Source organism: Allobosea sp., from assembly GCF_030695125.1.
In the GTDB taxonomy this organism is placed as follows: domain Bacteria; phylum Pseudomonadota; class Alphaproteobacteria; order Rhizobiales; family Beijerinckiaceae; genus Allobosea.
The window spans coordinates 1-20,699 of the sequence record NZ_JAUYTP010000068.1 but is presented as its reverse complement, the minus strand read 5'-3'; the positions used below and the strand labels follow the sequence as shown (position 1 = coordinate 20,699).

General features: G+C 66.5%; 20 protein-coding genes. 6 read left to right on the top strand and 14 right to left on the bottom strand.

Annotation, left to right across the window (positions count from 1 at the left end; genetic code table 11):
• Nucleotides 1–49: 49 nt before the first annotated feature.
• The 6 genes from flhB to flgB all read right to left on the bottom strand — a co-directional run bounded on the left by flhB (nt 50) and on the right by flgB (nt 3,465).
• Nucleotides 50–1,117: a flagellar biosynthesis protein FlhB gene (gene flhB / locus Q8S38_RS19790; RefSeq protein ID WP_305682062.1), complete on the bottom strand. Its 1,068-nt coding sequence runs from the start codon at nt 1,115–1,117 to the stop codon at nt 50–52.
• A gap of 7 nt (nt 1,118–1,124) precedes the next feature.
• Nucleotides 1,125–1,883, bottom strand: coding sequence for a flagellar biosynthetic protein FliR (gene fliR, locus Q8S38_RS19785; protein WP_305682061.1), 759 nt, complete (start codon nt 1,881–1,883; stop codon nt 1,125–1,127).
• A gap of 80 nt (nt 1,884–1,963) precedes the next feature.
• Nucleotides 1,964–2,230 (bottom strand): flagellar biosynthesis protein FliQ, encoded by a 267-nt coding sequence (fliQ, locus tag Q8S38_RS19780; protein WP_305682060.1) that lies wholly within the window; start codon nt 2,228–2,230, stop codon nt 1,964–1,966.
• Nucleotides 2,231–2,252: 22 nt separating this feature from the next.
• A complete protein-coding gene (locus Q8S38_RS19775; RefSeq protein ID WP_305682059.1) occupies nt 2,253–2,576 on the bottom strand; it encodes a flagellar hook-basal body complex protein FliE in 324 nt (107 codons plus the stop codon).
• Nucleotides 2,577–2,590: 14 nt separating this feature from the next.
• Nucleotides 2,591–3,001: a flagellar basal body rod protein FlgC gene (gene flgC / locus Q8S38_RS19770; RefSeq protein ID WP_305682058.1), complete on the bottom strand. Its 411-nt coding sequence runs from the start codon at nt 2,999–3,001 to the stop codon at nt 2,591–2,593.
• 62 nt (nt 3,002–3,063) lie between these two features.
• A complete protein-coding gene (gene flgB / locus Q8S38_RS19765; protein ID WP_305682057.1) occupies nt 3,064–3,465 on the bottom strand; it encodes a flagellar basal body rod protein FlgB in 402 nt (133 codons plus the stop codon).
• A 226-nt stretch (nt 3,466–3,691) separates the two neighbouring features.
• On the opposite strand from flgB, the gene Q8S38_RS19760 reads away from it, so the two are divergent.
• Together Q8S38_RS19760 and fliP are read left to right on the top strand one after the other, a co-directional pair.
• Nucleotides 3,692–5,176: a hypothetical protein gene (locus Q8S38_RS19760; protein WP_305682056.1), complete on the top strand. Its 1,485-nt coding sequence runs from the start codon at nt 3,692–3,694 to the stop codon at nt 5,174–5,176.
• A gap of 175 nt (nt 5,177–5,351) precedes the next feature.
• Nucleotides 5,352–6,089: a flagellar type III secretion system pore protein FliP gene (gene fliP / locus Q8S38_RS19755; protein WP_305682055.1), complete on the top strand. Its 738-nt coding sequence runs from the start codon at nt 5,352–5,354 to the stop codon at nt 6,087–6,089.
• 24 nt (nt 6,090–6,113) lie between these two features.
• Here fliP and Q8S38_RS19750 read toward each other — a convergent pair whose 3' ends face one another.
• From Q8S38_RS19750 to fliL, 5 genes are all read right to left on the bottom strand, one after another.
• Nucleotides 6,114–9,605 (bottom strand): ATP-binding protein, encoded by a 3,492-nt coding sequence (locus Q8S38_RS19750; protein ID WP_305682054.1) that lies wholly within the window; start codon nt 9,603–9,605, stop codon nt 6,114–6,116.
• 90 nt (nt 9,606–9,695) lie between these two features.
• Nucleotides 9,696–10,565 (bottom strand): MotE family protein, encoded by an 870-nt coding sequence (locus tag Q8S38_RS19745; protein ID WP_305682053.1) that lies wholly within the window; start codon nt 10,563–10,565, stop codon nt 9,696–9,698.
• Complete coding sequence (locus Q8S38_RS19740; RefSeq protein ID WP_305682052.1) at nt 10,562–11,041, bottom strand: DUF6468 domain-containing protein; 480 nt, start codon at nt 11,039–11,041, stop codon at nt 10,562–10,564. Before Q8S38_RS19740 ends, Q8S38_RS19745 begins: the two co-directional genes overlap by 4 nt.
• Before the next feature lie 16 nt (nt 11,042–11,057).
• On the bottom strand, nt 11,058–12,185 hold the full coding sequence (gene fliM / locus Q8S38_RS19735; RefSeq protein WP_305682051.1) for a flagellar motor switch protein FliM: 1,128 nt from the start codon (nt 12,183–12,185) through the stop codon (nt 11,058–11,060).
• 88 nt (nt 12,186–12,273) lie between these two features.
• Entirely contained in the window at nt 12,274–12,789 is a 516-nt protein-coding gene (gene fliL, locus Q8S38_RS19730; RefSeq protein ID WP_305682050.1) for a flagellar basal body-associated protein FliL, read from the bottom strand.
• A 292-nt stretch (nt 12,790–13,081) separates the two neighbouring features.
• Between fliL and flgF the strand changes: the two genes are divergently transcribed.
• The 4 genes from flgF to flgH are packed head-to-tail and all read left to right on the top strand — an operon-like array spanning nt 13,082 to nt 16,545.
• Nucleotides 13,082–13,825, top strand: a complete 744-nt coding sequence (gene flgF, locus Q8S38_RS19725) for a flagellar basal-body rod protein FlgF (protein ID WP_305682049.1) — start codon at nt 13,082–13,084, stop codon at nt 13,823–13,825.
• Between the two features lie 19 nt (nt 13,826–13,844).
• Complete coding sequence (gene flgG / locus Q8S38_RS19720) at nt 13,845–14,636, top strand: flagellar basal-body rod protein FlgG (RefSeq protein ID WP_305682048.1); 792 nt, start codon at nt 13,845–13,847, stop codon at nt 14,634–14,636.
• A 17-nt stretch (nt 14,637–14,653) separates the two neighbouring features.
• A complete protein-coding gene (flgA, locus tag Q8S38_RS19715) occupies nt 14,654–15,739 on the top strand; it encodes a flagellar basal body P-ring formation chaperone FlgA (RefSeq protein ID WP_305682047.1) in 1,086 nt (361 codons plus the stop codon).
• A gap of 23 nt (nt 15,740–15,762) precedes the next feature.
• Nucleotides 15,763–16,545, top strand: coding sequence for a flagellar basal body L-ring protein FlgH (flgH, locus tag Q8S38_RS19710; protein WP_305682046.1), 783 nt, complete (start codon nt 15,763–15,765; stop codon nt 16,543–16,545).
• A 414-nt stretch (nt 16,546–16,959) separates the two neighbouring features.
• Here flgH and Q8S38_RS19705 read toward each other — a convergent pair whose 3' ends face one another.
• From Q8S38_RS19705 to Q8S38_RS19695, 3 genes are read right to left on the bottom strand one after another with little or no spacing between them, the layout of a single operon-like run.
• Nucleotides 16,960–18,996: an AAA family ATPase gene (locus tag Q8S38_RS19705; RefSeq protein WP_305682045.1), complete on the bottom strand. Its 2,037-nt coding sequence runs from the start codon at nt 18,994–18,996 to the stop codon at nt 16,960–16,962.
• The gene (locus Q8S38_RS19700) at nt 18,993–19,475 is read right to left on the bottom strand and encodes a hypothetical protein (protein WP_305682044.1); all 483 of its coding nucleotides are present in this window, start codon (nt 19,473–19,475) and stop codon (nt 18,993–18,995) included. The genes Q8S38_RS19705 and Q8S38_RS19700 overlap by 4 nt, the downstream gene beginning before the upstream one ends.
• The gene (locus tag Q8S38_RS19695) at nt 19,472–20,401 is read right to left on the bottom strand and encodes a hypothetical protein (RefSeq protein WP_305682043.1); all 930 of its coding nucleotides are present in this window, start codon (nt 20,399–20,401) and stop codon (nt 19,472–19,474) included. The genes Q8S38_RS19700 and Q8S38_RS19695 overlap by 4 nt, the downstream gene beginning before the upstream one ends.
• Nucleotides 20,402–20,699 lie beyond the last annotated feature (298 nt).

Genomic DNA, 20,699 nt, shown 5'->3' with positions numbered 1-20,699 from the left:
TGAGAGCCGAAAACCGGTTCGCGCCGTCCCGGCATCACGCTGCAGCGAGTTAGGCGCGCCGGCGCTTCAGGCGCAAGACGTATCCGATGACTTCGGCCACGGCCTGGTAGTGTTCGACAGGAATTTCTGCGTCGATCTCGACGCTGGCATACAGCGCGCGCGCCAGGGGCACGTTCTCGACGATCGGGACGCTGTGCTCGCCGGCGACCTCGCGGATCTTCAGGGCGAGAGCATCGACGCCCTTGGCGAGGCAGAGCGGAGCGGCCATGCCGGGCTCGTATTTGAGCGCCACGGCATAGTGGGTCGGGTTGGTGATGATGACCGTCGCCTTGGGCACGGCCGCCATCATGCGCTTGCGGGCGCGCTGCATCCGGATCTGGCGGAGCTTGGCCTTGATCTCGGGATTGCCTTCCGAGTTCTTGTACTCGTCCTTGAGCTCCTGCTTGGTCATCTTCTGGCGCTGGTACCAGGAGAAGCGCTGCCAGCCGAAATCGCCGAGCGCGATCACCGCGAACAGCGCGAGTGCGGCAGCCATGAGCTTGATCGCGAGAACCAGCGTCGCCGGCAGCAGGGCCGAGACGTTCATCTGCGCGAAGCCCTCGAGCCGGTCGTGTTCGGCCCAGAGCGTGAACCACAGCACGGCGCCGACGAGCCCGGTCTTGGCGAGGCCCTTGGCGAAATTGACCCAGGCTTCCTTGCCGAACATCCGCTTGGCGCCGGCCATGGGCGAGATGCGGCTGAATTTCGGGCTCAGCGGGTCGAGGGTCCAGAGCGGCTTGTGCTGGATCAGCGCGCCCACCAGCGCCGCGACGAGGATGAAGGCGAAGGGCAGGCCGAGCGCGGCAAAGCCGGTCATCATGCCCTTGCTGGCGACATTGGCGAAGGCGGATCCGTCGGAGGGCACCTGATGGGCGTTCATCAGGAAGCTGCGCAGGGACAGGGCGGCGTCGCGGGCCGACCAGCCGGCGCCGACGAGCAGCGCCAGGGTGAAGCCGCAGAGCACGAAGAAGGTTCCGATCTCCTGCGATCGGGGAATGTCGCCCTTCTCGGTCGCCTGATCGAGCTTTCGCTGGGTCGGGTCTTCTGTTCTGTCGTCGTTCTCGGCTTCCTCCGACATGGCGCCCTCAGTTGCCGGCGAACTGGCGCAGGAAGGCGCCGAGATCGGCGAGGAAGACGCTCATCATCACGCCGACGACGGCAAACAGCACCAGCATGCCGCCCAGGATCGAGGCCGGGACCGCGAGGAAGAAGACCTGGAGCTGCGGCATCATGCGGGCGAGCACGCCGAGCCCGAGATTGAAGAGCAGGCCGAAGACGATGAAGGGCGCCGAGATCTGCACCGCAAGGGCAAAACCCTGCGCGGCGGCGCGCACCGCCAGCATCATGACGTCGCCGATCTCCGGCATGCCGCCGGGCGGCAGCACGCGATAGCTCTCATGGATCGCGACGATGGCGACATGGTGCAGGTCGCTGGCCAGGATCAGGGTGATGCCGAGCATGGTGAGCAGGTTGCCGATGGAGGGGTTCTGGGTGCCGCCGGTCGGATCGACCGTCATCGCGAAGCCCAGCCCCATGGTCTGGGCGACGAGCGTGCCGGCGGTCTGCAGGCAGGCCATGACGAAGCGGGCGCAGACGCCGATGACGAGCCCGATCAGCACCTCGCCGAGAAGCAGGCCGACCAGCCCCGACAGGCCCGGCGGCAATTGCAGGAGCGGGCGCGCCATCGGCACCATCAGCAGCGCGATGAAGAAGGCCAGCGACAGCCGCGCCCGCGAGAAGATGAAGCGCTCGCCGATGCCCGGCATCAGCATGACGAGCGTGCCGACCCGCGCGAAGACGAGCACGAAGACGGCGCTGATTTCGGGCAGGATCGCGATCTGCATCGGGCTGCCGGAACCTCGTCGCCGATCGGGGCGCCACTGGGCCGGTCCCGCGCAGAGGACGAGGCTTTGCAGCGGCAGGCTCATTCGCCCGTGGCGATTCGGACGGCGACCCGTCCCATATAACCCGCCAGCGCGTCTCCCATGAATGGCAGAAACAGCATCAGCCCGGCGAAGACCGCCAGAATCTTCGGGACATAGACCAGCGTCTGTTCCTGGATCTGGGTCAGCGCCTGAATCAGCGAGACGGCCAGGCCGACGACGAGCGCGATCATCATCAGCGGCCCGCCGGCCTTGAGAAACACCATGATGCCGTCGCGCGCGACGTCGAGGATGGCTCCGGATGTCATGGTCTTATCCTCAACTGCCGCGTCACACCGGCATCCGCATGATTTCTTCGTAAGCCGCGATCACCCGGTCGCGCACCGCCACCAGCGTCTCGATGGCGGCCTCGCTCTCCGCGACGGCGGTGACGACGTCGACCACGTCGGCGCGCCCCATCGCCACCGAGGCCGCCTGCGCATCGGATTTGCGGCCGGCATCGGCGGTGGCTTCGAGCGCCTTGCCGACGAGGGCGGAGAAGTCCGTATTGCCGGATTCGGCGCCGGTCGAGGCGAGCGGCTTGCGGAGCAGATTGCCCGCGCCCATTCCCTGGATCGAGGCATAGGCGCCGGCGGCGAAGCTTGGCGTGGCCATGGCGAGCAGCTCCCTTAAGCGCGCAGGATGTCGATGGTGCGCTGGATCATCCGGCGCGTCGACGAGATCAGGTTGAGGTTGGCTTCATAGCTGCGCTGGGCCTCGCGCATGTCCATCGTCTCGATCAGCGAGTTGACGTTGGGCATGCGGACATTGCCGGCCGCGTCGGCGGTGGGGTTGCCGGGTTCGTATTTGACGCGGAAGGCGCTCTGGTCGCGCTGGACGCGGCCCATGTCGACGACCTGCGCGTCGAGCTCGCGGTCGAAGCGACGCTGGAAGGTCGGAATCTTGCGGCGATAGGGGTCGGCGCCGGGGCGCTCGGGGCCCGAATCGGCGTTGGCCACGTTCTCGGAGATGACGCGCATGCGGCCGGACTGGCTGCGCAGCCCCGACGTCGCCACCGCGATGCTCTTGAGAAGATCCATTGTGCCTGTTCCTTCTGGTGCGATCCGTCAGCGACGCGATGCCCGGGGCGTCGTCTGCGCGGTCAGCGGCCCTTGCCGATCGCGATCTTCATCAGGCCGAGGCCCTTGCTGTAGAGCGAGGCCGCGAGCTGATAGTCCGACTGGTTCTGGGCGACCTTCATCATCTCGTCCTCGAGATTGACCGCGTTGCCGCTGGGCGTGGTCTCGAAGCGTTGGGCGCGGGAATTGTCGAAGCCGCCGGGGCGGCCGCTCAGATCGAGATGGCCGGCGCTGGTGCGGGCGAGCCCGATGCCGGACGGACCGGCGCCGATGGCGGGCGCCTTGACCTCCATCGGGCGGAAGCCGGGGCTGTCGGCGTTGGCGACGTTCTCGGCCAGGACCTTCTGGCGCGTCTGGTGCCAGTGCATGCGCGTCTTGAGCGCCTGCATCAGGTTGCCGCCTGTGCCCAGGGCTGTGTTCGCCATGATCGCCGCCCTCCCTGTGCCGGCGGGTTCATGCCGGGCACTGGGTAAATATTGCCGGCCTCTTGGTTAACGATCGGTTAAAGTGCGGCGGTTTCGAGGAACCGGTTAACCACGCGTTCACCATGTTTCCCGAAAGCGCGGGCGCTATGCTATAGCCAGCGTGTTCAACGTCAGGTGTATCTACCGGTAGCCGGGGTCCGGCCCGCCGTCGCTTATGAGGCAGACCTTGCAGAGCTTGTTTGGCTTCGATCTCCCGACCGCGCAAAAGTGGGTCATCGCTTTTGGCGTCATCCTGGTCCTGCTCGTGCTGCTGGGGCTGTTCGCACGCCAGATCAAGGACGGCCGGTTGCGGATCAAGGGGCAGGGCGGCGGTCGGACGCGGCAGCCCCGGCTGGGCGTCGTCGACATCCATGATCTCGACCGTCAGCGGCAACTGGTGCTGATCCGGCGCGACAATGTCGAGCACCTCGTCATGATCGGTGGCCCTTCCGACGTCGTCGTCGAAACCAACATCGTGCGCAGCGGCGCACGCTCCGCGATGCCGGCCCAGCCGGATCTCGGCCTGCCCGACCGGCCGCTGCCCTTCGACACGCTGGTGCCGCCGGAACTGGCCCGCCAGGAGCCGATGCGCCAGGAGCCGATGCGCCAGGAGCCGATGCGCCAGGAGCCGGTGCGCCAGGAGCCGGTGCGCCAGGAGCCGCCGCGTCAGGAGCCGAGGCGGCTCGATGTCGCCGAGGATACGCGCCGTGCGCCGCCGGCGCCCGTGGCACACCCCGTCGCGGAGGAAGAGCTGCCGCCCCTGCCGCCCCTGCCGAGCCGGTCGACGCCGCGCACGGTCCAGACGCAGGCGGAGGCCGCCGTGGCCGCCGCAGCCGGCGGCGCGGCCGTTCTGGGCGCCGTGGCAGTGGCGAAGGCGCCGTCGCTGCCGACCCCACCGGCACCGGTCGTGCAGCCGCCGAATTTCGCGCGCGACCATGCGCCTGCGCCGACAGCCAGCGCCGTGGAACTCGACGACATGGCGCGCCAGCTCGACGAGGCGTTGAAGCGCCCGTTCTCGGCGGTGCGCTCGTCGCAGGCGATGGCTTCGGCTCCCGTGGCGGTCCCGGCCAAGGTCCAGGCCGAACCGGCGCCCGCGGTCAACCCGCCCGAGCCTGTCGCCGCCCCCGAGCCGGTCAAGCCGGAGCCGCTCCCGCCCGTGCCCGAGCCGGTCGCCCGCGCGCTGCCGCTTGATGTCGAGGCCGAACTCGAGATGGCGCTTGGCCTCAAGCCCGAACGGACAGTCCCCAAGCCCGGCTTCGGCGCCATGGCCAATTCGCCGCCGAAGTCTGTCGAGACGACCAAGCCTCCTGAACCCGCCCAGCCGGCCGAACCTGTCAGGCCCGTCGAGCCGGAGCCGGTTGCAGCGCTGGAGCCTGAGCCTCTTGAACCGCCGGCGGCCGTGCCCGAGCTTTCGCCCGCCTTCCTGTCCGACCTGGAAGCCCAGCTGCGCCGGGGCGAAGATCCCTCCGCCGCGGAGGCTGCGCCCGCGCTGGTCGATGTCGTAACGACGGGCGACAGGCCGGCGGACGTGCCGCCTGCCGCTCCCGACGCGCCCGAGCCGGCCGAGGCGGAGCCGGATGGCGAGCCGAAGCCGATCGACCCGTTCTCGGTCGATGCGATCGAGGCCGAGTTCGCACGGCTGCTCGGGCGGGACCCCAAAGCCAAGGCCTGACCGGCGCGATCAACAGGTTTCGGGCCATCGCGGCACTGTGTCGCCGTCAAGCCGGTTGCCGTCGCGCGAGGCCTCGCCTTAGCGTCGGCGGGCCCGATCACGTGAGTCGGGTGCAAACCCGGCCCGTCGCGTGACCCTGTTCTGCACCCCTGCGAGATGGCGCCGCGCGCGGAGTTTGGGCGCAGCATCGGCTGGTCTCGCGCTCTGGGCGGCGCTTCTGAGCGTGCCGACGGGGCCGGCGCTGGCGCAGACCTTGTCGCTCGATCTGGGGCAGGGCGGCGGCGTGACGGAGCGCGCGCTTCAGCTCATCGCGGTCATCACGGTCCTGTCCCTGGCGCCGTCGATCCTGATCATGGTGACGTCGTTCACCCGCATCGTCGTGGTGCTGTCGCTGCTGCGCTCGGCGCTCGGCACGCAGACGGCGCCGCCCAACGCCGTGATCATCGGGCTGGCCGTGTTCCTGACGGGCTTCGTCATGGCGCCGACCCTGCGCGAGGCCTACACCACCGCCGTCGCGCCGCTGGTGGCGGGCCAGATCCAGCCGGCCGAGGCCTATAATCGCGGCGTCATTCCCTTCAAGACCTTCATGCTGCGCCATGTGCGCGAGAAGGACCTGGCCCTGTTCATGGAGATGTCGCGCGAGCCGCCGCCGGCGACGCCGCAGGAGGTCCAGATCCATGTGCTGGTGCCGGCCTTCATGATCTCGGAGCTGAGGCGCGCCTTCGAGATCGGCTTTCTGCTGTTCGTGCCCTTCCTGATCATCGACCTCGTCGTCGCGTCGATCCTGATGTCGGTGGGCATGATGATGCTGCCACCGGTGACGGTGGCGCTGCCGTTCAAACTGATCTTCTTCGTCCTCGTCGACGGCTGGGGCCTGGTCGCCGGATCGCTGGTGAAGAGTTACGGCGTCTAGCGACGCGCGCTCGATGCGCGAGTCTCAGCTGCGCCCCGGCGCGGAGGCCGGCGCGGCCGCGCCGTCGGTTCCGGCGGCGGCCGGGGTGGCCGGCGGCGTCGCCTCGGCGGGCGGAGGCGAAGCGGTGGCATCGGGCTTCTTCTGGCGCGCGGCGGCGGAGTAGGCCGGGTAGCGTTCGCGATAGGCCTGCATGAAATCGGAGAGGTTGTCGGCGCCCGCCGCGACGGCGGCGCGCGACATCTCGCGGATGTCGGCGGATTTGGTCCGGTCCGCGCCGGTGACGAAGGCGAAGGTCCGGGCATCGCTGCTCTGGGCCATTTTCGTTGCGAACTTGCTGCGCAGCCTGTCGAGCGACAGCCCCTCATCGGCCATGACATAGGAGATCGCGGCGCGCATCACGTCGGCGCGCTGGCCGTCGCTCAGCGCCGCTTCGCCGCGCCAGGCCTCGTCGAGGATGCGCTCATGCGCCTCGCCGGCCTCGCGCCAGCGGCGTCCGGTCCAGTAGATGTCGGCCCGCAGGCGGTCGATCTCCGGGCCCTGTTCGGTTTCCAGCAGCTCCAGCGCCTGGTCCGTGCGCGACAGGTCCGACAGGGCCTTGGTCTCCAGCAGCAGGCGGGCCCGCTTGACGTCGGTGGGCAGTTCCACGAGCCGCGTCGTGGTCAAGGCGCGGACGGCCTCGGCCGGCTTGCCGTTCATCAGATTGATCATGGCCAGGCGTGCGGCGACGGTCGACCGCGCCGCCCCGGTCAGGCGCCGCTCGATCTGGTGGCGCAGGATCTCGGCGGCCTGGTCGAGCAGATCGAGCCCGATCAGGCGATCGGCGAGCAGGCGGGTGATCTCGTCGCCGCGGCGGCCGATCGGCAGGAACTCCTTGAAGTCGTAGAACAGCGCCAGCGCCTCGAGGCGGGACAGCTGGTCCAGCCCGCCGCCGCTGAAGAGATCGGCGAAGCGCTGGGCGGTCTCGTCCTGCATGCGCCGCGTCAGCGGGTGGTCGGGGAAGCTTTCGGAGGCACGGCGGGCGACCATGAAGGCGTCGCGCCAGCGCTGACCCTCGGCATAGATGCGTCCGAGTTCGTTCAGCGCCTCGATCTCGAGTTCGCCGCCGCGCCAGATGATCGAGACCGTCTCGAGCCGGGCGAGGGCTTCGTCGGGCCCGATATCGGCGCGTTTCTCGGCCTGGACCAGCTTGACCGCGCGCAGCTGCGCCTCCGCCGCCACGGGTCGGCTGCGCGCCTCGAACAGCGGCTTGTAGCCGGCCAGCGCGCTGTCGGGCTTGCCGGCGGCATCGTCCAGCATCGCCCGCAGCAGGGCCAGTTCCTCCTGATCGACGGTGTCGGCCGGCAACGATCCGAGGGTGCCGATCTCGCGCTCGGCCGCCGCCATGTCCTGCGTCGCCAGCGCCGACCGGGCCTTGGCGGTGCGCAGCTCGGATTGCAGCTCGACGGGGTAGCGGTCGAGGATCGCGTCGGCCTGGCGGAAACCGGCCATGGCCTGGGTGTGGCGGCCGTTGCGCTGATCGACCAGCGCGCGCCACAAACCGGCTTCGGGTTCGGTCTTGATCGCGGGCGCGTCGAGGGCGGCGGCGGCCTCCTTGTGGCGGTGCATCCGGGTGGCGATCAGGCCCTTCAGGAAAAGCGCCTCGCGGTTGTTGCGCATCGCCGGGTCATCGGCCATCAGCGCCGTCAGCGGGCCCTTGGCCTCGGGCAGCAGGCCGTTGGCGGCGTAGAAGCGCGCCAGGGCGAGGCGGGTCTCGGATTTGCGGGCACGCGAGGCGCCCGCGATCTCGCGCTGCAAGGCGCGCTCCTGCTCGCGCACCGCGCCGACGAGGAGCTGGTTCCACTGTTCGGTGTCGATCAGGGGCGTGCGCGCCTCGGCGGTCTTGGCCTCGCCGTTCTTCTCGGGGGCTGCGACGTCGAGCGAGACGGTGAGGCCACCGGTCCGGCCGATCTGGACCTGCTCGGTGCCCGCCCGCACCAGCACATCGTCCGAGCGCGGCACCACGACGAGACCATGCGTCGTCGGCTGCAGGGTGAATTCGACGAACTGGAAGGGCTTGGCGATCACCCTGACGGGGCCCTTGGCCGTCGCCACGGCCATCGGCAGCCCCGAGGGGCCGGCCTCGAGCCAGTGGACGCCGGTCATGCTGCGCAGCGGCACGGCGACGATGGTCTGGCCCTGATCGTCCATGGTGCGCGCGGGCGCCAGCGGTTCGGCGGGTTTGCCGCCCTGTTCGCCGAAGCCGAGGGCCCAGGTCGTGCCGTCGTCGAACAGGCGCGTCAGCGGCTGGCCTGTCAGGCGCAGCCGCACGAGCACGACCCGGCCCTCCCGCGTCACCGTGGCCTCCTCGATGATCTCCGGCAGCAGGCCTTTCAGATCGGCGGGGTCGATCGTGTCGCGGGTGTCGAAGACCAGCGTCGCCAGCCCGGGCTCGACGAACCCGGCCGCGCCGGTCTGCCGCGGGAAGCGGAAATCGAGCCGCGTCCCGGTCGCCGCGATCTTGACCGGCTGCGGCGTCGGATCGACCACGGGCGGGGCCACCACGGGCCGGGCGACCGCGGCAGGGGCGGCGGGCGCCGCGGCCGAGGCAGGCTGCAACTCCGGCGCGGCCGCCGGCTGAGGCGGGGCTGCAGCCGCGGGCGCCGTGGCGGGCTGGACGGGCGGTGTCGCGGTCACGGCCGATGCCGGCTGGACGCCGGCCGGCTCGGACAGCGTCGCCGCGGGGGGAGGGGCCGGCTTGATCAGGTCGAGCAGCAGGCCGTCCTCGTCGCGGAAGCTGCGGACCTGCCAGTCCTTGGGCACCGACAGCGCCAGCTTGGTCTCCGCCGGCCCCGAGGCATGCGAGCGCAGCTTGACGCCATCGGGCAGCGCGTTTCGGATGACGGCTGCATCGACGGTCAACGACTGGTTGAAGGTCAGCGACAGCGCGCCGTCGGCGAGTTCCGGCTTCAGCACCGTCTCGGGCGGCACGTCGAAGATCAGCCGTTCCAGCGTCGGCAGGCTGGCGCTGCGCAGGCCCAGCCGGGGGCGCGCCTGCTGGGCGGCACGCGCGGCCTCGCGGGCCTGGGCCTCGGCGACGCGCAGCCGCTCCGACATCTCGGCGATGACTTCGGGCGGAGGGCCCGGCAGCAGGCCGCGCCAGTTCTCGGGCAGGAGATCGATGAAGGCGCGCTCGCCGGCCTCGATCAGGTTGGCGCGGTAGGGCTTGGCCAGCGCCAGTCGCAGGCCGCGTCCGTCAGGGTCGACGCGGGCGATCGAGACATAGGCGGGCAAATCGCGCGCGATCCGGGCGACATCGACATTGACGCTCGTGCCGAAGGCGACAACCAGCACGCCGTTGGACACGCGGATGCGCGTCGGCGTCGGCTCGTCGAATGTGAGGGAGATGCGCCCGAAGCCCGGCGGCACCACGTCGCCGCGCAGCGTCGCATTGGCCGCGAGCGCCGGCGCGCCGAGCCCGGCGGCGACGACGAGGGCCGCAAGGCCGATACCGAAGGCGAGGGAACGCGGAAGACGCAAAACCGGACACTCACGCAACGCGACATGGTCGGGCCCGGCACGAAAGCCGGCTCCGATCGCAAACGCTAGCGCGTCAAGGATAATGCGGGGTTAAGGCCGCGCGGGGCCGGCGCGGCGCGGGGCCGGGGCGATCGCGGGCAGTTCGGTGCCCGACAGGGCCGCGGGATCGAGCGACACGCGGGCGGCGCCGGGCGGGCGCCCCGTGCTCGCCAGCGCGACGGTGAGCTTTTCGGCGCGGTCGGGGGCCATTGCCGCGAGGACCTCGGACATCTTGCGCGGGTTCATCTGCTGGACGACCGGCACCAGGACATCGAGACCGAGCCTGTCGAAGACGCGGGCGGCATCCTTGGGCTTCATCGCCTCGTACATGATGACGAGGTTCTTGATCGCCTTGTTGTCGTCGGCGCCGGGCTTGGCCCCGGGAGCGACGCCAGCCTTGGTCTCGAGCTCCTTGAGGTCATCGACGCGGCTGTCGAGCTTCTTTTCCGCCGTATCGAGCAGACGCTCGCGCATTTCGAGCTCGCGCATGCGCGCATCGATTTCCTCGCGCCGGCTGCCGAGCCGTTCGAGCAGGGCGCGCTCGGCCGGCGAGACCGGAGCGGCCACGCCGTTCATGATGCCGGCCTTGTTGGCCGGATTGGCGGCCCGGGCGGCATCCTCCTTGGCGGCGGCTTCAGCCTTCTCCTGCTCCTTCTTGGCGTCGGGCTTGTCGACCGAGCCCGTGGTTTCGGGGTCGGGATAGGGCAGGTCGGGCGCATGCGCATGCGCGATCACCTTGGCGAGCGCCCAGACCTCCTTGTCCGGCTTCGCCGGTTTCTCGGGCTGGGCGGAGGCGAAGGCCGGCGCACTGGAGGGAATCTTGCCGGGGTACGGCTCCGCCGTCCATGCCAGCAGCTTCAGCGCCAGGAGACCCATGGCGCCGAGGATGACGGCTGGAAGCAGGCGGGGCCGTTCGATCACGCGGCGTGGCCTTCGAGACGGCGGGCGGCGCGGGCCCGGATCGCCGCCGCGGACTGGGCGGCGTTGGCCATCCGCGACACCGGCGTCGGCGCCGCCTGGGCGGCGGGTGTCCTTGCGCCCGTGGTCGCGTCGCCCGCGGCCTTCTGCGAGACCAGGGCACCGGCGCTGACGATCTGGCCGATGCGCTCCATCACATCCTGGCCCGCCTCGATCTGCGCGGCGAGATCGGCGGCGTAGCGCTCGGCGGTCTGCAGGCGCTCGGCCAGCGTGCGGTCACAATCGCCCAGCGTCAGCTTCAGCCCGGCGATGGCGCGCTCGGCGGTGTCGGTGGCCGCGATCAGCGCGCCGACGGTCTGGCGCATGCCGGCTTCATCGGCCTTGAGACGCTCGATGCGCTTAGTCAGCACATAGCAGGTGATGATGGTGGCGACGAGCAGGCTGGCAACCAGCGCATCGGCGAAGAGGGTGATCGTCATGCAACGCGCCTTGTCGTCAGGGTTGGCCGTGATTGTTGGTGTCGAACGCCGCGATCGTCGTCTTGGAGCGGCGCAGCGGGGAGACGACCTGGACCGCGATCTTGTCATCGACCCGGCCGATGCGGCCGTCGCTGACGATGAAATCGCCGCAGCGCAGCGACACGAAGGCGTCGGGACGGGCATCGAACATCAGCGTGTCGCCGATTTCGAGCTTCATCATCCGCTTCAACGGCATCTGGGTTTCGTGGAGCACGCAGGTCACGGGCACTTCGGTCTGCCAGACTTCGGTCGCGAGGTGGTTCTCCCAGATCGGATCGCGTCCGAGCTTCTCACCCATGAAGCTTTCGAGCAGCAGATCGCGGATCGGCTCGATCGTGGCATAGGGCAGGATGATGTGGAGGGCGCCGCCGCGGCCTTCCATGTCGAACTTCAGCTCGACGCGGATGGCGGCGTTGGCGGGACGCGAGATCGAGACGAAACGCGGGTTCGACTCGATGCGGTCGATGGTGAAGGTCACCGGCGAGAGCGGCCTGAACGCGGCCTCGGCGTCGCCGAGAATCAGCGAGATGACGCGGCGGATCAGCCGGATCTCGATCGAGGTGAAGGGCCGCCCGTCGACACGCGGCGCCGGCTGGCCGCGCTTGCCGCCGAACATCGTGTCCATGATCGAGTAGGTCAGCGCCGATTCGATCGTGACCAGGCCGAAATTGTCCCACTCCTCGGCCTTGAAGACCGAGAGCATCGCCGGCTGCGAGATCGAGTTCATGTAGTCGCCGAAGCGCACGGAGCGGATGCTCTCGAGCGTGACCTCGACGTTGTCGGTGAAGAAGTTGCGCAGGCTGGTGGAGAGCAGACGCACCAGACGCTCGAAAATGATTTCGAGCATCGGAAGGCGTTCATAGGAGACCGAGCCGGAATCGACGATCGCCTGGATGCCGTTGCGGTCGTTCTTGTCGTCGCCGAGCGAAAAACCGAGCATCGTGTCGATTTCTTCTTGGCTCATCAGGCGGTCTGTACCGCCTTCCGATTCGCCTTCCTCCTCGACGGGATCGGGCATGGTGGCCCATTCGGCCGCCATGCTCTCCGGGCTCAGAGGCGCATCCTTGGGGGGCGCGCCGGCATTGTCGCGATCGCTCGAGCTCATGGGCCTGTCGTCGCTTCCATTACGGGTTGATCGCGCATCGGCATGATCGAAAATCCGGTTATCACATCTGCCGCCGATGCCAGCCGCTTCACTGGACCAGCAGTTCCTTGAACAGCACCGCGTCGACCTTCGCCGGGAAGACCGTCACATTGACGCGGCGCAGCAGTTCTTCCTTGAGACGGTACATGCCCGCTGACCCTTCGAGATCGGAGGGGCGCAGCTCGCGCATGAAGACCTGGAAGGCATCCTCGACGCGCGGCAGCAGCGGCTTGATGTCGTCGGAGACCTTGGCGTCTGCGGTTTCCAGCACGACCTTGATCTTGATGATCGGGGCGCGCTCCTGCTGCGGGCCGGCGGTGATGCCGATCAACATGTCCTTCATCTCGATGAAGGCGACCGGCTTCTTGACGTTCTTGGCCGCCTCGGCTGCGGCAATCTGCTCGGCCGAGGGCTTCTTCAGGAAAAAGAACCAGCCGCCGCCGCCCGCGCCCGCCAGCAGCACGACGCCGGCGACGATGATGATCAGCTTCTTCTTGCCACCGCCAGCTGCCGGCGCGGCCTCGCCGGCGGCGCCGTCCTCGTCGGTCTTGGGCTTCTTCGCCATCGCCTGCCTGCCCCGGATTCGCAGTGATCCGCACGCCTGTGCGGACCCTTGAAAACACCCTGAACAGTCACGGTTAACGCGTCGTTAAGGAGGGCAATTTCTGCCGGGTCGATCTTGCCTGCCGGGCCTGTCCTGCAGGGTTACGGACGACGCCGAGTTTCGGCATTCATGATGTTTGTCAGAGGGTTGCGCGGATTAACCATCCTGGCATGGCGCTTGCGGACTGTGTGTCGTGGCTGCTGCGCTGGGGAGCGTCGAAGCGGCCGCGGAACGTGTATCGGGAGAATATGCCGTGGAGAACGCGCTTCTCGTCGGCCTGTCGCGTCAGATGGCTCTGAGGCGAGAGCTGGATGTCATCGCCAATAACATGGCGAATGTCGGCACCAACGGCTTCAAGACGCGCTCGGCGCGTTTCAACGAATTCATCATGCCCAAGGCCAGCGCCGACAGCTTCAAGCCGGCCGACAAGCCGCTGTCCTACGTCATCGACAAGGGCACGCCGATCGATCTGTCGCAGGGCGCGATCGAGCGCACCGGCAATCCGCTCGACATCGCGCTGCGCGGCGACAACTACCTCGTCGTGCAGACGCCCAATGGCGAGCGCTACACGAGGGCCGGCGCGCTCGACATCAATGCACAGGGCCAGCTCGTGACGCAGTCGGGCCAGCCGGTGCTCGGCGATGGCGGGCCGATCGCGTTCGGCGCCGCCGAGAGCAATGCGCGGATCGCCGTCGACGGCACCGTCTCCACCGATCAGGGCCAGCGCGGCAAGATCCGGATGGTCCGCTTCGCCGATCCCCGGGCGCTGACCAGCGAGGGCTCCAACCTGTTCGGCTCGGCCGCGGCGCCGCTGCCGGCGGGCCCCGAGGCGCGCCTGGAGACCGGCGCGATCGAGCTGTCGAACGTCAAGGCGGTGATCGAGATGACCCGCCTGATGGAAGTCCAGCGCTCCTATCAGAGCGTTTCCAACATGCTGTCGAAGACCGACGAGCTGCGCAGCAAGGCGATTTCGCGCCTTGCCGATCAGCAGGCTTGAGGCGGGACAGGAGAAACCCATGCGCGCCCTTCAGACTGCCGCCACCGGCATGATGGCCCAGGAACTCAACGTCCAGGTCATCTCCAACAACATCGCCAACGTGCGCACCACCGGCTACAAGCGCCAGCGCGTGCATTTCCAGGATCTTCTCTACGAGAACTTCCGGCGCGCCGGCTCGGCCACCTCCGACCAGAACACGCAGGCGCCCGCCGGCACCTTTGTCGGCTCCGGCGTCAAGACGGTCTCGACCGGCCGCGTCATGACGCAGGGCAACCTGTCCTCGACCGAGAAGCAGTACGATCTGGCGATCCGGGGCGAGGGCTTCTTCCGCGTCCGCATGCCCGATGGCCGCACCACCTACACGCGCGACGGTTCGTTCGACCTCGACTCCCAAGGCCAGCTCGTCACCCGCGACGGCTACCAGGTCGAGCCGGGCATCACGATCCCCAACAACGCGACCAGCGTGAACATCAACGCCCAGGGCGCCGTCGAGGTCTCGATCCCCGGGCAGACCGCGCCGCAGCAGATCGGCCAGATCCAGCTCGTGCGCTTCGTCAACAAGGTCGGGCTGGAATCGATCGGCGACAACCTCTTCATCGAGACGGCGGCCTCGGGCCAGGCGATCGACGGCTTCGGCGGCGGCGAGGGCTTTGGCACGCTGCAGCAGAACTATCTCGAAGAGGGCAACGTCCAGGCGGTCACCGAGCTGTCCTCGCTGATCGCGGCGCAGCGCGCCTACGAGATGAACTCCAAGGTCATCACCGCCGCCGACCAGATGATGTCGGCGACGACCTCGATGTTCCGCGGCTAAGGCGGAGAGGCAGCATCATGATCGGCTCGACAATCCTTTTCGCTCCGCGCTCCCTGGCCCCGCTCTCGCTGGCGCTCGCGCTGCTGGTGGCTCCGTCGGCGCAGGCCGCGCAGCCGCAGGCGTCCGGCCCGCTCGTCGTCACCGTCGCGGCGGCGGCCGGCATGCCTCCCGCGGCCGCGTCGTCGCGCAAGCTGCAGCTGCGCTCCGAACTCACCCTGATGCGCGATCTCGTCTCCTTCGGCGACCTGATCGCGGGGCTGCCCGCCGATGCGGCCGCGACCCCGGCCTTCCGCGCGCCGGCGCTCGGCGAAACCGGGACGATCCAGGTGGCGCGCATCGTCGAGGCGGCGCGCGCGGCCGGCCTGATCGAGTCGGGCAGCGAGATCGAGGGGGCCGGGGCGGCGCAGGTCGTGGTCACCCGGGCGGCGCGGCGCATCATGGCGTCCGATATCGAGGAGGCGGTGAAGATCGGCCTGCAGGAGCGCTACGGCATCGATGCGCGCGCCTTTGCGCTGACCATCGACGGTGGCGCGCCGGCGATCGCGGTCGAGCCCGAGCTCAACGGCGAGGTCACGGTCACCGATCTCGGCTATGATTCCCGCACCCGCCGGCTGCAGGCCCGCGTCAGCGTGCCCGGCAGCATGGCGATGCGCCTCAAGCCGATCCGCATCGCCGGTCAACTGGTCGAGACGGTCGAAGTCGTGGTGCCCCGGCGCGCCATCGCCCGCGGCGAGACGCTGGGCAAGGCCGATGTCCTGGTCGAGCGCCGCCCGCGCGACGGCCAGGCGAACGATCTGATCGGCGATCCGCGCGCCGCGATCGACAAGGTGGCCCGCCGGGCGCTGATGGCGGGGGCGCCCTTGCGCGCCGGCGACGTCCAGCGCGAGGAGATCGTCGCCAAGGGCGATCTCGTCACCCTGGTCTACGAATCCCGCGGGCTGACGATCACCATGCGCGGCCGGGCCGGCGAAGCCGGCGCGATGGGCGATGTCGTCAGCGTCACCAACCCCCAATCCAAGCGCGTGCTGCATGGCACGGTCAGCGGGCCAGGCCGGATCTCGATCCAGGCGGCCTCGACCGGCCGTGTCGCCGCCGCCCGTTGAACCCGTCACGGAAAGTCCCTGCCATGACCCGTTTGTCAAAGCTCCCTGTCGCCGAAACCCGCCACCGCCTCCTGAGGCTCTCCGGCGCGCTGCTGCTGGGCGTTTCGCTCGGCGCCTGCAGCGCCGTCGACCGGCTCGCCAATGTCGGCCAGGCGCCGGCGCTGTCGCCGATCGAGGACCCGACCGCGAGCAAGGGCTACAAGCCCGTGCAGATGCCGATGCCGGCGATGGAGCATGCCTCCTTTGCGCCGAACTCGCTCTGGCGCACCGGCTCGCGCGCCTTCTTCAAGGACCAGCGCGCCCGGCTCGTCGGCGATCTGGTCACGGTGAAGGTCAAGGTCACCGACCGGGCGCAGCTCAGCAACACCACCAAGCGCAGCCGCAAGAACGGCGAGGATGTCGGCGCCGACAACGCCTTCGGCTTCGAGAACAAGCTCGACAAGTTCCTGCCGGACGGCGCCAGCGCCGGCTCGTTGCTGAAGCTCGATTCCACCGCCTCGAGCGAGGGCACGGGCTCGGTCAACCGCTCCGAGACGCTGGCGACCAACGTCGCCGCGGTGGTCACCCAGACGCTCCCCAACGGCAATCTGGTGATCGAAGGCAAGCAGGAGATCCGGGTCAATTTCGAGGTCCGTGAGCTGATCGTGGCCGGCGTGATCCGGCCCGAGGACATCGAGAGTGATAACACCATCGAGTCCAGCAAGATCGCCCAGGCCCGCATCGCCTATGGCGGCCGCGGCCAGATCACCGACGTCCAGCAGCCGCGCTACGGCCAGCAGGTGATGGACATCCTGCTGCCGTTCTAGCGGTTTCACGCCAACACGGCGTCATCCCGGGGCGACCGCAGGTCGTCCCGGGATCCAGCGAAGGGCGGGACGCCGCCCGAGGATGGACCAAGGCCGGCGCCGCTGTCGCAGCTCGCCCCGGATGACGGCGGGTTCCCCAAGCCCTTCACGAAGGATCTCACCGACACGCTTCCCCATCCCGGCCGGCGCGGAACGCTCCCCGCTCTCCCCGCGCCAGCCGGCAGGCGGTCTCTCCCGAGCCGCCGACCCACCCGGCCGCCCGCCACGCTCCCCGGCATTTCAGGGCAGGCGGCCCAACAAGAAGCCCCGCGTTCTCCCGACGCGGGGTTTTTTGCGTCGGACGATGGAACGTCTCCAGACGTCAACATGGTCGATTCGAGCGAACGCTCGCGCCCTTGGTTGCCATCCACCGTCTCAAAGCGGTTGCAGGATAAAGCCGCTAAACGAAATGACCTTGCCGTTCAGCCCGACGGCCTTGTGAACGGCGGGCAGAGGTTCCGACGTTGAGATGATGATTTGTTGGTCGGACCGTTTTTCGGCTGCACCATCTTGCAAGAAGGCGTAGAGGCTCTGAGCATCGATTTCCTGCTGGCCGGGCTCGTCGTAGATCACCAGACCCGCATGGTTCGTTTTGCCAGGTAGGCGCAGCATAGATAGATAATATGCCCACTTTAGACGAATGCCGTCGCTCGCGGAAACTTCGAATGTGATTTCCTTCTCGACAACGTCTCCGTCCGCGTCCCTCGTTATTGTCAGAGGGCGCTGGTTCTCTCGGGAGAGGACGATTTCAGAAGGTTGAAACGATCTGAACCCATACGATCCAATACGTTTCTGTATCGATATTTCGAGGGAATTGATTTTCTGCGTATCTTCGAAAGAAAATTCGTCGGCTGGTATCGCTTTTAATTCTTGCTGGAGCCGGCTCCACTCGAATGCCATCGCCTTTAGTTCTTCGCTGGCAATTTCGGCAGCTTCATCAAAAGAGTTCGATCTCTCCAAGAAGCTCTGGAGACGAACGATCTCCTCAATCGCAATGCGCGACGGAGACGCGCTCGGTTGCAAGATAGCTTGGCGCAAACGTCGTAGCTCGGATTGCCGCTCGCGCAATACTTCATCTTGAGCGCGATAGCGCACCTGACAGTCTTCGACTTTGCGGTTCACGCCATCAAGCGCAACCCTATAGAGCTGCATCTGCGACTTAACGAACGCAATGTTTTCGTCGAGGCCCATGCCGACGGCTTCTATGGCCGGCAGAAGCTCGCCGGTCACTTCTTGATGGCAGGTTGGGCAGACATGCTCACCGGCAGCGCGTCCCAGTTGCGATCCAAGCCGCTTCAGCTTCTGAGCGTCTTGATTACGCTTCAAGTCCGCTTCCAGGGCCTGCAAACGCGCTCGCAGAGCCTGGCGCTCTTGTTCTTCTCCGTTGTGCTCCGCACGGATGGCTTCGAGCTGAGCACTTAGTGAGTCAATATCTCCCCGAACCACCTCAAGGCGCGAGGTCATCTCGGGGACCGCGTCTTCGGTGCTCTCGATGGGAACACCTTCTAGTTCTGCGATGCGGGCTTTGGCGCCATTCACGGCTTCATTAAGCGTGATCCATTCGCCATTGCGGATTACCTCAAGTATTATTTCAGGCGTATGGGCGAATTCGGCTGTCGGGACTTGGGGAACCCCCCTCAGCCGGCCAATGCGTTGAGCTACATCTTCTAATGCGGTGCGACGGTGGGCCCAGCGTTGGGCTGTTGCAGCGACCGCGCTGCGTAGTTCTGCTCTTCGCCGACGGATTCGTCCGACATCCAGATCGAGCATGAATTCCATAACGCGGCGCGCAACATCCTGAATGCGGAGAAATGTCGGGAAAGGTCCTTGAATCGTCGACCATCCTCGCTTCTGCTCGACGAAGAGCATCGGGAAGATTGCCTCCAAATAGAGAGGACACTCGCTGCCATCAAAACGTGATACCATTGGCAGCTCCCACCCGATAAAATTGGTGAGGAAGCGATGAAAACCGTCTTCTGCCTGCGCTGCGCCGCCATCAAGGACGTAGTAGTCGTGCGGGTTTGAGCGCTCTCGATTTGCAGCAAGGCCTGGCCCCGCCCAAGTTTGAATAAGCCGACGATCCTTGCCGCCTACGACATCCCGACGAATTACTACAGACCGGCCCGTATGATTGCGAATTTCTATCTCTACGTAAGACTGAATGACGAGTTCGTATTCATCATCCTCGTGCGCGTGGATTTTCTCCCGCATGGCGTAAGGAAGAGGTATGTCTAGCTGTGGGCCAAGGGCGCGCTCTAATCCCAATGCATAGATAATCGCTTGGAGGGATGTCGATTTGCCTGACGTATTGTTAGCTTGAACGACGTTTAGGCCGGCCTCAAATGGAATATCGGTGCCATAAACGTGATCGGCAGTGATGGCGCGCAGCCGCAGGTGGGTAATGTGAATCATGTCGCCCTACGCGCTGCGCCAATAACCGCGGAGACAATTGCCTCTGTCATCGATTTTGCATATTTGCTTAGCAAATCTCTTTCGGATGTCAGCAAATCGTGTTCTTTCTTTAGAGACTCAAATAGTGTAACGCCTTTGATTGAAAGTTGAAGCGCTGAGCGGTCTGCCGTTGTTGTCCATCCGGCCAACCCGTCTCCCACAACAAAGTCTATAGCTCGCCCGAAGGCGGGCTCAATTCGAAATGTCCAAGGTATCCTGCCGGGGCTTGAGCTGACCACGAGATCAAGGAGGGCTGCAGCTTTCGGCGCGCGGACAGCATCGTTAAGGAGGTGAAGTTTCGCCAACGAGGCTTGCTTTGATCGGGAGAAGCCCAGCATCAGGACGATGATCGAAACTCGCCACTCGATCCGAAGATCGCCTGGAACTGCAATTGGTCTTTTTCTGAAGGAGAACCGCTGCGGCCCAATTGTCAGGCTCATGCGTCATCCCCTGGAAAGTCGAGGGGGCACCGGATCAACCACTCGCCTACGGTTCCAATCGCAACTTGGGTCGCAAACGAGAGAGCCATATTTGGCAGATCTTTTTGGAGGGCCAATTCGATCCGCTCGACGCTCTCCTTTAGCTGTATCCCGGGAATGTCAGAGCTGGCGCCCACCGCAGCGAGCCGCTCCTCTTCAGCCGAAAGAGTTTGAATTGAACGATCCCAGAGGGCCGGGTGGTTGAGCTTGAGTTCTTCTAAAAGGTTTTCGCGGTATAAATGCGCGCGGACGTAGGCATTGCGTCTCTGTTCAATTTGCTCGGGGCTAAGCGATGCCTTGAACCCGCGGTTCAGCTTCTCGGTAATGCGGCTCCCGATTGTGCCATCCCGAGTAGCAGCGAACTCGGTGTCGGCGTTTAGAATCGGAAGCGTCATTGGCATCATGGTTTGTTGCCGCAGGATTTCGATCTCGCCAGCGAAATCCTCCTGGCAGTGTACCAGAGCATCAAAATCCTCAGCTAAAAACGGTAATTTTGCCTTACGAATTTCGACAGCCTTGGCCCGCGTTGATCCGATGACATCTTTGTTGTCGAGGAACGGACAAAGCAATATCCAACGTTTAATCGATAAATTTTTTAGTAAACTACACAGTTTATCCTTGTTTAAAATCAATTTTTGGAGATCTTTGTTCGCTTTCGCGCGTTGCGCAATCGCTGCTTTCTTGTTGTCAACGGTTTCCCCGGGGGCATAGCATTGATACAGTGTGGGAGGATCGTTAATGCCGCCTATATGAATAAATTCAAGGCCCGCATCGCCGCCTACATGATCTGGAACGCTCTGGACGTTTTGGTGCCCATGCCTAAGTTGCACCAGTTGGAGAGCGTAGCCTTGCCACTCCCCACCGTCCCAAGCTCGTCGATATTTCATCACGCCCCCCGCCATCAAATTGGTAGAGCCTCAATTCTGGGATGCAACAGAAATCCATCACCCGCTTGGCGAACTCATCCGGCGCTACGTTGAATCATTGGAGGGAACAGCGCTGTGTTGCCAAGCTGTATTTCCCCACAAACTTATCCCCGCCCCGCCAACCACCCCCATAATCGACCCACCTCATCCCTGAGGGGCAGCCATCCGGAAGGCAAGCCGTTGGTGGGGATGGGCGCGGCGCCTGCGGCCGGGTTTGCACCCCGGTCCCGGGAGGCTTCGGGGCACCGCCCTGGGGGTA

Excerpts from the sequence above, each read along its gene's own strand:
- flgB (WP_305682057.1), bottom strand. The coding sequence starts at position 3,465 with ATGGCGAACACAGCCCTGGGCACAGGCGGCAACCTGATGCAGGCGCTC.
- fliQ (WP_305682060.1), bottom strand. The coding sequence starts at position 2,230 with ATGACATCCGGAGCCATCCTCGACGTCGCGCGCGACGGCATCATGGTG.
- flhB (WP_305682062.1), bottom strand. The coding sequence starts at position 1,117 with ATGTCGGAGGAAGCCGAGAACGACGACAGAACAGAAGACCCGACCCAG.
- flgC (WP_305682058.1), bottom strand. The coding sequence starts at position 3,001 with ATGGATCTTCTCAAGAGCATCGCGGTGGCGACGTCGGGGCTGCGCAGC.
- Q8S38_RS19705 (WP_305682045.1), bottom strand. The coding sequence starts at position 18,996 with ATGATTCACATTACCCACCTGCGGCTGCGCGCCATCACTGCCGATCAC.
- Q8S38_RS19740 (WP_305682052.1), bottom strand. The coding sequence starts at position 11,041 with ATGACGATCACCCTCTTCGCCGATGCGCTGGTTGCCAGCCTGCTCGTC.
- Q8S38_RS19700 (WP_305682044.1), bottom strand. The coding sequence starts at position 19,475 with ATGAGCCTGACAATTGGGCCGCAGCGGTTCTCCTTCAGAAAAAGACCA.
- Q8S38_RS19695 (WP_305682043.1), bottom strand. The coding sequence starts at position 20,401 with ATGAAATATCGACGAGCTTGGGACGGTGGGGAGTGGCAAGGCTACGCT.
- flgG (WP_305682048.1), top strand. The coding sequence starts at position 13,845 with ATGCGCGCCCTTCAGACTGCCGCCACCGGCATGATGGCCCAGGAACTC.
- fliM (WP_305682051.1), bottom strand. The coding sequence starts at position 12,185 with ATGAGCTCGAGCGATCGCGACAATGCCGGCGCGCCCCCCAAGGATGCG.
- Q8S38_RS19775 (WP_305682059.1), bottom strand. The coding sequence starts at position 2,576 with ATGGCCACGCCAAGCTTCGCCGCCGGCGCCTATGCCTCGATCCAGGGA.
- fliL (WP_305682050.1), bottom strand. The coding sequence starts at position 12,789 with ATGGCGAAGAAGCCCAAGACCGACGAGGACGGCGCCGCCGGCGAGGCC.
- flgH (WP_305682046.1), top strand. The coding sequence starts at position 15,763 with ATGACCCGTTTGTCAAAGCTCCCTGTCGCCGAAACCCGCCACCGCCTC.
- fliR (WP_305682061.1), bottom strand. The coding sequence starts at position 1,883 with ATGCAGATCGCGATCCTGCCCGAAATCAGCGCCGTCTTCGTGCTCGTC.
- flgA (WP_305682047.1), top strand. The coding sequence starts at position 14,654 with ATGATCGGCTCGACAATCCTTTTCGCTCCGCGCTCCCTGGCCCCGCTC.